Raw genomic sequence first — 12,277 nt, 5'->3', positions numbered from 1 at the left:
ATCGATGCGGGCTTTTTTTTGTCAGTGGGTCAACGCGGGATCACTGATCGTCAAAATACCGCTCATGCCAATCCACCAGCGGCTGTGGCGAGTTGAGCTTCTGGCCGTAGATCACCGAATACGAGAGCACGTTCTGCACATACTGACGGGTTTCGTCGAACGGGATGCTTTCCACCCAGACGTCGAAGCTCAGGTGGTCTGCACCGCGCAGCCACTGGCGCACGCGGCCGGGGCCGGCGTTGTAGGCAGCGGAGGCGAGGACGCGGTTGCCGTTGAACTGGGCATGGACCTGGCTCAGGTACGCGGCGCCGAGCTGGATGTTTTTGTCCGGGTCGATCACTTGCTGCGGCGAGGCCAGCGGAATGCTGAACTTGCGCGCGGTTTCCTTGGCGGTGCCGGGCATCAGTTGCATCAGGCCGCTGGCGCCGACGCCGGAGCGGGCGTCGTCCATGAAGGCGCTTTCCTGGCGCGTGATGGCGAACACCCAGCTCGAGTGCAAACCACGGACCTTGGCTTCGCGGACCAGGGTTTCGCGGTGGGCCATCGGGAAGCGGATGTCCAGATCGTCCCAGTACTGCGCCTGACTGATGGTGCGGATCGCCGGGAAATACCATTTCAGGTCATAGGCCAGTTTCGCCTGGGCGACCATCTCGTCACGGTTGAAGTGCCGACTGACGTAATACCACTCGCGGCGACCGTCGACGATCTGCCCGCGGGCGTGGAACTCCAGTGCCCGACGGATACCCGGCGTGTTGCGCACCTTGTTGATGGTGGCCTGGCTGAGTACCAGCGGTTTGTTGAGCAGCGAGTACGGTTGCTGCGAACGGTCGGCGGCAAGGAAGCCATAAAAATCACGTTCACGGGCAAGGCTCTTGTACAGCGTCTGCGCTTCCGGGTTTTGTGGCTGCGCCAGCTCAAGGGCGCGGGCCTGCCAGTAGCGCCAGCGGTTTGTGGTCGCCAGGTCCTGTGGCAAGCGGCGAGACAACTGATAGGCGTCGTCCCAGCGAGCCAGGCGAAGCAGCAGGCGCAGACGCCATTCGGACACAGTGTTGTCGCGCAGTTCCGGGTCGTACTTGGTCATGACATCAAGCGCACGAGGGTCGTAGCGTCGCGCCAGCGTCAGGCCGATTTCCCGGGCGATCGCCACTTTTTCGTCGCGAGAGAAGTGCATGCTGCTGGCATAACCGTCGAGCAAGTCCATGGCCTTGTCCGGGTCCTGCTTGGCCAGGCGGCGCAGGCCAAGGCTGACCACGTCGGACATTGGTTCGTCAGCCGGGGTGAAGCGCGAAGGCTGGTTGAGCAGCTCGGGCTTTTGCGCCACATCGATCAGCAGTCGTCCGCGAGGGGCGAGGGTGGTCAGGCCGTTAACCAGGCTGTTGGCCAGCGGATAATTGCGCGCCTGGGCGGCGAGCTTGGCGCGCTCCCAGCGTTTTTGCTCGGTCAGTTGACCTTCGGCAGCCCATTGCCCGAACAGCGCATCGCAAGAAGACGGCTGGGATTTGCCGGTCAGCCAGAGCTTGTTGGCGTTGGCATAGCCTTCGGCCTTCTGGTTGTGACCAATCTGATACTGCGCATTCAGGCAGTCCAGTTCGGTGAAATTGAGCTTGGGGTCGTAATACTTGACGAAGGTGGCCCAGTCGCCACGGTCGGCCAGCCAGCGCAGCCAGCGCAATTTCATCCAGTTGGCTTGCGGCAGGTCACCGTGGTCGGCGAGGAATTTCTCGATTTCGGCATTGCTGGCGGTTTTCAGGCGAGCGGTCAACTCGTCATAGGCCAGGTACGGCTCCAGTGGGTAATCACGGAGGGCCTGGCTGTAGCGAAAGTAAGGACCGGTATCGCCTTTGGCCAGGGCGCGCTTGGCTTCATCGTAATATTGGCGCTGGGTGGACAGGTCTACTGCCTGCGCTGATTGAACGGCAGTAGCTGAAAGTAGCAAGCAAGATAAAAGACTGAAAAGGCGACTGCGCATGAGACGTCCGGGCAGAGAAATCATGAGACAAGTGCGGGGGATTACGCGCACTGAATAGTCTGTAGCTTAGCCTTTTGCCAGCAATGGGCGAAAGCTTTGCAGGCCTGTCAGCCCAAGTTCGTAACATTTGTTATTCAGAGTGCTTCGAGAGTGAAATTGCCGGACTTCTGGAGCCTCAAGTCAGGTAGAATGCGCCCCCGGTTTTTGGAGAAGCTCATGACCCTGCTCAAATTCAGCGATGTGTCCCTTGCTTTCGGCGCTATGCCGTTGTTGGACAAGGTGTCCTGGCAGATCGCCCGTGGTGAGCGGGTGTGCATCATCGGCCGCAACGGCACTGGCAAGTCCAGCATGATGAAGCTCGTCAAGGGCGACCAGAAGCCCGACGAGGGCTCCGTTTGGCGTGCACCCGGCCTCAAGATTGGCGAATTGCCGCAAGAATTGCCGGTAGCCGACGAGCGGACCGTGTTCGACGTGGTTGCCGAGGGGCTGGACGGTGTGGGCGAGCTGCTCGCGCAGTATCACCACCTGAGCCAGAACATCGTCACCGACGCCGACCTGGACAAACTGATGCACGTCCAGCATGACCTCGAAGCCCGCGATGGCTGGCGTTTGCAGCAACTGGTCGACAGTACGTTGAGCCGTCTGCAGTTGCCGGCCGACAAGACCCTCGCCGAATTGTCCGGCGGCTGGCGTCGTCGCGTCCTGCTGGCTCAGGCCCTCGTCTCCGAACCGGACCTGCTGCTGCTCGACGAACCGACCAACCACCTGGACATCGGTGCCATTGCCTGGCTCGAAGAAGCGCTGAAGGATTTCCAGGGCGCTGTGCTGTTCATCACGCACGACCGTTCATTCCTGCAAAACCTCGCGACCCGCATCCTCGAACTGGATCGCGGTGGTCTGATCGACTGGAACGGCGACTACGCCAGTTTCCTCGTGCACAAAGAAGCCTCGCTGGCGGCTGAAGAAACCGCCAACGCGCTGTTCGACAAGAAGCTGGCTCAGGAAGAAGTCTGGATCCGTCAGGGCATCAAGGCCCGTCGCACCCGTAACGAAGGCCGCGTCCGCGCATTGAAAGCCTTGCGTGTCGAGCGCAGCGAGCGCCGTGAGCGCACCGGCAAGGCCAACATTCAGCTGGACACCGCTGACAAGTCCGGCAAGCAGGTGATGGTCCTCGAGAACGTGAGCTTCGCTCACCCGGGTGGCCCGTTCCTGATCAAGGATTTCTCGATGGTCCTGACGCGTGGCGACCGTATCGGTCTGCTCGGCGCCAACGGTACCGGCAAGACCACACTGCTGAAGCTGATGCTCAGTGGTCTACAGCCAACCAGCGGCACAGTGGAAGAGGGGACGCGCATCGACGTGGCCTACTTCGACCAGTTGCGCCATCAGCTGGACCTGGAAAAGACTGTAATCGACAACGTAGCCGAAGGTCGCGACTTCATCGATATCGATGGTCAGAGCCGTCACGTGCTGAGCTACCTCGGCGATTTCCTGTTCAGCCCGCAGCGTGCCCGCACGCCGGTCAAGGCGCTGTCCGGTGGTGAGCGTGCCCGTCTGTTGCTGGCCAAACTGTTCAGCAAGCCGGCGAACCTGCTGGTCCTCGACGAACCGACCAACGACCTCGATGTGGAAACCCTCGAACTGCTGGAAGAGGTCTTGCTGACCTTCAACGGCACCGTGCTGATGGTCAGTCACGACCGGGCATTCCTCGACAACGTGGTCACCAGCACTCTGGTCTTCGAAGGTGAAGGCAAGGTTCGCGAGTACGTCGGTGGTTATCAGGACTGGCTGCGTCAGGGCGGTTCGCCGCGCCTGCTGGGCGTGACCGAAAGCAAATCCGGCAAGGCCGACCTGACCTCCGCGGTTGTAACGGCGCAGGCAGCACCTGTCGTTGCAGCTGCTGAAGCGCCGGTGGCTAAGAAGAAGCTTAGCTACAAGCATCAGCGTGAGCTGGAAATGCTGCCGGCTCAGATCGAAGCCATGGAGCAGCAGATTGCGGCGGTTGAAGCGCAAATGGCCGATGCAGGTTTTTATCAACGTCCTGCTGCCGAGACGGCTGCGGTAATTGCGCAGCTGGAGCAGTTGCAGGCCGAGCTGGACGTGATGGTCGAGCGCTGGGCCGAGCTGGATGCCTGATTGATCCCGTAACAAAAAAGCCCGGCGTTCAGTGATGAGCGTCGGGCTTTTCGTATGAAAGGCGATCTGCAGGTTCTATGTTTCAGCGTTTGATCAGGTGCACTGCGAGCACATCGCATGGCGCGCCGTGCAGCACGTCATTGGCGGTCGAACCCAGCAGCAAGGCTAGGCCGTGTCGCCCATGGCTGCCCACCACGATCAGGTCGCAAGTCTGTTCCTTGGCCAGATGGTGAATCTCTTGACGCGGCTGGCCGTAAGTCAGGTGGCTGTATTCCTTGGAGAGTTCCGGATACTTCACAATCAATCGGTCCAGTCGCTCCTTGGCCTGATCGAACTGCTGTTGTTGCAGTTGTGACAGGTCCATCGGCACGTCGCCGCCAAAGGCCATGGCCATTGGCTCGACAATGTGCACCAGGGACAACTTCGCCCCGTTGCTTACCGCCAGCTCGCGAGCGCGGTGGATTACAGGGTCGCACTCTTCGGTTAGATCTACAGCGACCAGAATATGGTTGTAGGGCATGAGGTGCTCCTCCTGAGGATTGCAATATTGGTAAGTATGGCTGGTTTCAAGCGCAATGGTTCCACAGTGAGCCAAAGCGCCCATCAAGAATCGGGAGTACAGATATGACGGTCTGGATAGTGGTGTCAATCCTGCTGGTGGTGCTGAGTCCACTGGCATGGTTGCGACCGTCGCGTGGTCAGAGCGGGCGCATGGCCCTGCGCATGGAGGCACGACGCATCGGCCTGGCCATGCAGCTGGCGCCTCAGGAGTGGCCGCACTGGCTAAGCCAGGAGCCGCCGAGCCCGTGTGCGCAGTACCATCGGCCACGCCGTGGCAATCAGTCTGCATGCTGGAGCTACTGGCAAAAATCACCGGGTGTATGGGTGAATCAGTGGCAGGAGGTTTGCGAGGATCGAGCGTTGCTCAATCATTTCGAAAAATTGCCAGCCAATGTCTACAAGGTCGAGGCGGACAAACAGATGATCACCTTGTATTGGGGCGAGAAGGGCGAGGCAGCCGTTTTACAGGACATTGATTCGGTGCTCAAAGCGCTGGCATGAAATGAGAGCATTGCGCTCTGCAAGGGGGCGCAATGCGGACAGACAGGCAATAAAAAGCCCGACATCATCATCGGGCTGGGGTTGGCCAGGCAGGCCGGTAATTCGCTGTAGGGCGGATCTTACGCCAGACATTCGCCAAGCGCGGTCATCTTTTTTTTTCAGGTTCATGCCAGCGTAGCTTGTTAAACGCGGGCTGCAGCGAATTAGGGCGACTTTTCTAACTATTGATTCTATGAATGAGTTCACATGCATGTGCGTGTTGAAGATCTTCGCAGTACGGAAGTGACCGCAAAGTCGCGTTTCAACCCGTATTTTGGGCGATTGACAATTGTCGGAAATTCCGTGAAGGTGGCGTACCCAAATCAAACGGGCGTATGAATTGAGCGTTTGTATTTCAGATCGCTCCTACAGAATCCCGACTATCGCGTTGGAGGGTGTGCCGGGTGGATTGGCGTAGCATTGACGTTTAACGTCCTGCCGAGCCATTCGCCTGCGTCCGACGTGTACTGTTCAGCTTCCATATCGTGGAGATCAGTTGATGATTTACGAAGGTAAAGCCATCACGGTTAAGGCTCTTGAAAGTGGCATCGTCGAATTGAAATTCGACCTCAAGGGTGAGTCCGTCAACAAGTTCAACCGTCTAACCCTGAACGAACTGCGTCAGGCTGTAGACGCCATCAAGGCAGATGCTTCGATCAAGGGCGTGATCGTCAGCAGTGGCAAGGACGTGTTCATCGTCGGCGCCGACATCACCGAATTTGTCGAAAATTTCAAGCTGCCTGATGCCGAGCTTGTTGCTGGCAATCTGGAAGCCAACAAGATTTTCAGCGATTTCGAAGACCTCAACGTCCCGACTGTCGCAGCAATCAACGGTATTGCCTTGGGTGGCGGTCTGGAAATGTGCCTGGCAGCGGATTACCGCGTCATGTCCACCAAGGCCAAGATCGGCCTGCCGGAAGTCAAGCTGGGCATCTACCCGGGCTTCGGCGGCACTGTGCGTCTGCCGCGCCTGATCGGTGCCGACAACGCCATCGAGTGGATTGCAGCAGGCAAAGAAAACCGTCCTGAAGACGCGCTGAAAGTCGGCGCAGTGGACGCAGTGGTTGCCCCTGAGAAGCTGCAGGAAGCGGCCCTTGAATTGATCAAGCGCGCCATCTCCGGCGAGTTTGACTACAAGGCCAAGCGTCAACCGAAGCTGGAAAAGCTGAAGCTGAACGCAATCGAACAAATGATGGCTTTCGAAACCGCCAAAGGTTTCGTGGCCGGTCAGGCTGGCCCGAACTACCCGGCGCCGGTTGAAGCGATCAAGACCATCCAGAAAGCCGCGAACTTCGGTCGTGACAAAGCGCTGGAAGTCGAAGCCGCCGGTTTCGTCAAACTGGCCAAGACCTCTGCCGCGCAGAGCTTGATCGGTCTGTTCCTGAACGATCAGGAGCTGAAGAAAAAGGCCAAGGCCTACGACGAAATCGCCAAAGACGTGAAGCAGGCTGCCGTATTGGGCGCCGGCATCATGGGTGGCGGTATCGCTTATCAGTCGGCCTCCAAAGGTACGCCGATCCTGATGAAGGACATCAACGAGCACGGTATTGAGCAAGGCTTGGCTGAAGCCGCCAAGCTGCTGGTCGGCCGCGTTGATAAAGGTCGCATGACCGCCGCGAAAATGGCTGAAGTGCTCAACGGCATTCGTCCGACCCTGTCCTACGGTGATTTCGGTCACGTGGATCTGGTGGTTGAAGCGGTCGTCGAAAACCCTAAGGTCAAGCAAGCCGTACTGGCTGAAGTCGAAGACAAGGTCAAAGAGGACACCATCCTCGCGTCCAACACCTCGACCATTTCCATCACCTTGCTGGCCAAAGCTCTCAAGCGTCCGGAAAATTTTGTCGGCATGCACTTCTTCAACCCTGTGCACATGATGCCGCTGGTTGAAGTGATTCGTGGCGAGAAGTCCAGCGAGCTGGCTGTTGCCACCACCGTTGCCTACGCCAAGAAAATGGGCAAGAACCCGATCGTCGTCAATGACTGCCCGGGCTTTCTGGTCAACCGCGTACTGTTCCCGTATTTCGGCGGTTTCGCCAAACTGGTCAGCGCCGGTGTGGACTTCGTCCGTATCGATAAGGTCATGGAAAAATTCGGCTGGCCAATGGGCCCGGCGTACCTGATGGACGTGGTCGGCATCGACACCGGTCACCACGGTCGTGACGTGATGGCTGAAGGCTTCCCGGACCGCATGAAGGACGACCGCCGTACCGCGATCGACGTGCTCTACGAAGCCAAGCGCCTTGGCCAGAAGAACGGCAAGGGCTTCTACGCCTACGAGACTGACAAGCGCGGCAAGCAGAAGAAAGTCGCCGACCCATCGGTGCTGGAAGTGCTCAAGCCGATCGTTTACGAGCAGCGCGAAGTCACTGACGAAGACATCATCAATTGGATGATGATCCCGCTGTGCCTGGAAACCGTGCGTTGCCTGGAAGACGGCATCGTCGAAACCGCTGCCGAAGCCGACATGGGTCTGGTCTACGGTATTGGTTTCCCTCCATTCCGTGGCGGTGCGCTGCGCTACATCGATTCGATCGGTGTTGCCGAGTTCGTTGCCCTGGCTGACCAGTACGCTGATTTGGGCGCGCTGTACCACCCGACCGCAAAACTGCGTGAAATGGCCAAAACCGGCCAACGGTTCTTCGGTTAAGCGTCCCAACACTTGAGCGAGAGTGAAATTTTATGAGCTTGAATCCAAGAGACGTCGTGATTGTCGACTTCGGTCGTACTCCGATGGGCCGCTCCAAGGGCGGCATGCACCGCAACACCCGCGCCGAAGACATGTCGGCGCACCTGATCAGCAAATTGCTGGAACGCAACGTCAAGGTTGACCCGAGCGAAGTCGAAGACGTGATCTGGGGCTGCGTAAACCAGACCCTGGAACAGGGCTGGAACATCGCGCGCATGGCGTCCCTGATGACTCAGATCCCGCACACTGCTGCCGGTCAGACCGTCAGCCGCCTGTGTGGCTCGTCGATGAGCGCACTGCACACTGCAGCGCAAGCGATCATGACCGGCAATGGTGACGTGTTTGTCGTCGGCGGCGTCGAGCATATGGGCCACGTGAGCATGATGCACGGTGTCGATCCGAACCCGCACATGTCCCTGTACGCGGCGAAAGCCTCGGGCATGATGGGCCTGACCGCTGAAATGCTGGGCAAAATGCACGGCATCACTCGCGAACAACAGGACGCTTTCGGCGTACGTTCCCACCAGCTCGCCCACAAGGCGACCCTGGAAGGCAAGTTCAAAGACGAAATAATCCCGATGCAGGGCTACGACGAGAACGGTTTCCTGAAACTGTTCGATTACGACGAAACCATTCGTCCGGAAACTACCCTGGAAAGCCTGGCGGCACTGAAGCCAGCGTTTAACCCGAAGGGCGGCACCGTGACGGCGGGTACTTCGTCGCAAATCACTGACGGTGCTTCGTGCATGATCGTGATGTCGGCGCAGCGTGCTCAGGACCTGGGCATCCAGCCTATGGCCGTGATTCGTTCGATGGCAGTGGCAGGTGTGGATCCTGCAATCATGGGCTATGGTCCAGTACCGGCTACACAAAAAGCACTGAAGCGCGCGGGACTTGGCATTAACGATATCGACTTCTTCGAGCTCAACGAAGCTTTCGCCGCACAGGCCCTGCCAGTGCTGAAAGATCTGAAAGTGCTCGACAAGATGAACGAGAAGGTTAACCTGCACGGCGGCGCAATCGCCCTGGGTCACCCGTTCGGTTGCTCCGGTGCACGTATCTCCGGCACGCTGTTGAACGTGATGAAGCAAAATGGCGGCACCTTCGGGGTGGCTACCATGTGCATTGGTCTCGGCCAAGGCATCTCCACCGTCTTCGAACGCGTTTAAGCGTTCCGTTGACGGAAGCCGGGGCCAAGTGCCCCGGTTTTTGTTTTTCTGAATTTATTTTTGTTTTTATTTTGAAAAGATTTGAGTGAGGGCCAAACCATGCCGATACAACCTGGGCTCTACCAACATTACAAAGGTCCGCAGTACCGCGTATTCAGTGTTGCGCGGCATTCGGAAACCGAAGAAGAAGTGGTCTTCTACCAAGCCCTGTATGGCGATTACGGCTTTTGGGTGCGTCCCTTGAGCATGTTCCTGGAGTCGGTCGAAGTTGACGGCGAACAGGTGCCACGCTTTGCTTTGGTGCAAGCCGAACCGAGCCTTTTTTCGAAGCCATAAGCTGAGTGCGCGCAAAACCCTGCGCTTGACCTCGCCTTGTAGCCACTATATATAGCGGTGCCGCGTCAGGCGCCAACCGCCTTTCACTTCTAGAATTCAGGAATTTTCTGATCCATGGGCAAATCGCTGGTCATTGTGGAATCCCCGGCTAAGGCCAAGACCATCAACAAGTATCTGGGTAACCAATACGTGGTGAAGTCGAGTATCGGCCATATCCGAGACCTGCCCACCAGCGGTTCGGCTAGCGCCAGCAAAGAGCCAGCCGCCAAGCGCGGCAAGGCTGCCGCGGGTGAAGGTCCGGTGCTCACGCCGAAAGAGAAAGCGCGCAAGCAGCTGGTCTCGCGCATGGGTGTCGATCCCGATCATGGCTGGAAAGCCAAGTACGAGATCCTCCCGGGCAAGGAAAAAGTCATCGAAGAGCTGCGCCGGCTCGCCAAAGATGCTGACACCATCTATCTCGCAACCGACTTGGACCGCGAGGGGGAAGCCATTGCCTGGCACCTGCGCGAAGCCATCGGTGGTGACGACAGCCGCTACAAGCGCGTGGTATTCAACGAAATCACCAAGAAGGCGATCCAGGAAGCCTTCTCCAAGCCGGGCGAGCTGGACATTGATCGTGTAAATGCCCAACAGGCACGTCGTTTTCTCGACCGCGTGGTGGGTTACATGGTTTCGCCGCTGCTGTGGGCCAAGATCGCCCGTGGCCTGTCCGCCGGTCGCGTGCAGTCGGTTGCGGTAAAACTGGTGGTTGAGCGCGAACGCGAAATCCGTGCGTTCAACCCGGAAGAATACTGGGAAGTTCACGCTGACCTCGGCACCGCCAAAGGCGCAACTGTGCGCTTTGACGTGGCGCGTGAGAAAGGCGAGGCCTTCAAGCCGCTTAACGAAGCCCAGGCCATGGCCGCGCTGGAAAAGCTCAAGGCTTCCAGCTACAGCATCGTCAAGCGCGAAGACAAACCGACCAGCAGCAAGCCGTCGGCTCCTTTCATCACGTCCACCCTGCAGCAGGCAGCGAGCAATCGCCTGGGCTTCGGCGTGAAGAAAACCATGATGATGGCCCAGCGTCTGTACGAAGCCGGCTACATCACTTACATGCGTACCGACTCCACCAACCTCTCGGCCGATGCCGTGACGATGGCGCGCAGTTATATCGAAGGCGAATTCGGCAAGAAGTACCTGCCGGAAACCCCGAACGTCTACAGCAGCAAGGAAGGCGCACAAGAGGCTCACGAAGCGATTCGTCCCTCCGACGCCAACACCGAGCCAAGCAAGTTGTCGGGCATGGAGCGTGATGCAGAGCGGCTCTACGAGCTGATCTGGCGCCAGTTCCTCGCCTGCCAGATGCTGCCGGCGCAATACCTGTCGACCACCGTCACCGTGGGTGCCGGCGATTTCGAGCTGCGTGCCAAGGGCCGCATCCTCAAGTTCGACGGTTACACCCGCGTGATGCCGCAAATTACCAAGCCGGGCGATGACGACGTGCTGCCAGACATGGCTCAGGGCGATGCGATGAAGCTGATCAAGCTTGATCCGACCCAGCACTTCACCAAGCCACCTGCACGTTACTCGGAAGCGAGCCTGGTTAAAGAAATGGAAAAACGCGGCATCGGTCGTCCTTCGACCTACGCGGCGATCATTTCGACCATCCAGGACCGCGGCTACGTCGCGCTGCACAACCGTCGTTTCTATTCGGAAAAGATGGGTGACATCGTCACCGAGCGTCTGTCCGAGAGCTTCTCCAACCTCATGGACTACGGCTTCACCGCCGGCATGGAAGAGAACCTCGATGACGTGGCCCAGGGCGAACGTGACTGGAAAAACGTTCTGGACGAGTTCTATGGTGACTTCAAGAAAAAACTCGAAGTAGCCGAAAGCGCCGAAAACGGCATGCGTGCCAACCAGCCGGTCATGACCGACATTCCGTGCCTGACCTGCGGCCGTCCAATGCAGATTCGTACGGCGTCGACTGGCGTGTTCCTCGGCTGCTCGGGTTACAGCCTGCCACCGAAAGAGCGCTGCAAGGCCACCGTCAACCTGGTGCCGGGTGATGAAATCGCCGCGGACGACGAAGGTGAGTCGGAATCCCTGGTGCTGCGTGGCAAGCATCGATGCCCGATCTGCAGCACGGCGATGGACGCTTACCTGCTCGATGAGAAGCGCAAGCTGCACATCTGCGGTAACAATCCGGATTGCTCGGGCTACGAAATCGAAGAGGGCACCTATCGCATCAAAGGCTATGAAGGTCCGAGCCTGGAATGTGACAAGTGCGGCAGCGAGATGCAGCTCAAGACCGGCCGGTTCGGCAAGTTCTTCGGTTGCACCAACCCGACCTGCAAGAACACCCGCAAGCTGCTGAAGAGCGGTGACGCGGCACCGCCGAAGATGGACCCGGTGAAGATGCCTGAGCTGAAATGCGAAAAGGTCAACGACACCTACATCCTGCGCGACGGTGCTTCCGGCCTGTTCCTGGCGGCCAGCCAATTCCCGAAAAACCGCGAAACTCGTGCTCCGCTGGTTATGGAAATTGTGCCGCACAAAGATGAGATCGATCCGAAGTACCACTTCCTCTGTGAAGCGCCGAAGAAAGATCCGGACGGTCTCCCTTCCGTGATTCGTTACAGCCGCAAGACCAAAGAGCAGTATGTGCAGACAGAAGTCGACGGTAAGCCGACTGGCTGGAAGGCGTACTACGACGGCGGCAAGTGGACGGTTGAAGACAAGCGTCCGGCAGCCAAGGCTTAAATACAGCTGTACACAAAAGGCCGCATGACAACCCTCGGGTTTTCATGTGGCCTTTTTGTTTTGTGCTTGCGGTCGCCGCGGGTGATCCACGACACTGTCTGACCTGCGTGAAGCAATTATTTCGTTGTGGAGGCTGCC

The 12,277-nt window shown here is 58.4% G+C and carries 8 protein-coding genes; 6 read left to right on the top strand and 2 right to left on the bottom strand.

Features of this window, described 5'->3' with window-relative positions; translation table 11 throughout:
- Nucleotides 1-40: 40 nt before the first annotated feature.
- Nucleotides 41-1,969 carry a transglycosylase SLT domain-containing protein gene (locus J2X66_RS02575; protein ID WP_310260461.1) on the bottom strand — a complete coding sequence of 643 codons (1,929 nt, stop codon included), beginning with the start codon at nt 1,967-1,969 and terminating at the stop codon, nt 41-43.
- A gap of 216 nt (nt 1,970-2,185) precedes the next feature.
- Here J2X66_RS02575 and J2X66_RS02570 point away from each other — a divergent pair, with 216 nt between their 5' ends.
- Nucleotides 2,186-4,105: an ATP-binding cassette domain-containing protein gene (locus J2X66_RS02570; RefSeq protein ID WP_027921693.1), complete on the top strand. Its 1,920-nt coding sequence runs from the start codon at nt 2,186-2,188 to the stop codon at nt 4,103-4,105.
- Nucleotides 4,106-4,187: 82 nt separating this feature from the next.
- On the opposite strand, the gene J2X66_RS02565 is transcribed toward J2X66_RS02570, so the two are convergent.
- The gene (locus J2X66_RS02565; RefSeq protein WP_310260459.1) at nt 4,188-4,625 is read right to left on the bottom strand and encodes a universal stress protein; all 438 of its coding nucleotides are present in this window, start codon (nt 4,623-4,625) and stop codon (nt 4,188-4,190) included.
- Between the two features lie 104 nt (nt 4,626-4,729).
- Between J2X66_RS02565 and J2X66_RS02560 the strand changes: the two genes are divergently transcribed.
- From J2X66_RS02560 to topA, 5 genes are all read left to right on the top strand, one after another.
- Complete coding sequence (locus tag J2X66_RS02560) at nt 4,730-5,167, top strand: hypothetical protein (RefSeq protein ID WP_310260457.1); 438 nt, start codon at nt 4,730-4,732, stop codon at nt 5,165-5,167.
- Nucleotides 5,168-5,705: 538 nt separating this feature from the next.
- A complete protein-coding gene (gene fadB, locus J2X66_RS02555; protein WP_310260455.1) occupies nt 5,706-7,853 on the top strand; it encodes a fatty acid oxidation complex subunit alpha FadB in 2,148 nt (715 codons plus the stop codon).
- A 32-nt stretch (nt 7,854-7,885) separates the two neighbouring features.
- Nucleotides 7,886-9,061 (top strand): acetyl-CoA C-acyltransferase FadA, encoded by a 1,176-nt coding sequence (fadA, locus tag J2X66_RS02550; protein ID WP_008007076.1) that lies wholly within the window; start codon nt 7,886-7,888, stop codon nt 9,059-9,061.
- A gap of 99 nt (nt 9,062-9,160) precedes the next feature.
- Nucleotides 9,161-9,397, top strand: coding sequence for a DUF1653 domain-containing protein (locus J2X66_RS02545; RefSeq protein WP_007953059.1), 237 nt, complete (start codon nt 9,161-9,163; stop codon nt 9,395-9,397).
- Between the two features lie 114 nt (nt 9,398-9,511).
- The gene (gene topA / locus J2X66_RS02540; protein WP_310260452.1) at nt 9,512-12,139 is read left to right on the top strand and encodes a type I DNA topoisomerase; all 2,628 of its coding nucleotides are present in this window, start codon (nt 9,512-9,514) and stop codon (nt 12,137-12,139) included.
- Nucleotides 12,140-12,277 lie beyond the last annotated feature (138 nt).

It is taken from the genome of Pseudomonas sp. 3296, from assembly GCF_031456615.1.
Taxonomy (GTDB): Bacteria; Pseudomonadota; Gammaproteobacteria; order Pseudomonadales; family Pseudomonadaceae; genus Aquipseudomonas; species Aquipseudomonas mucoides.
Note: the sequence above shows the minus strand (reverse complement) of the source record. Positions and strands in the feature narration are given on the sequence as shown.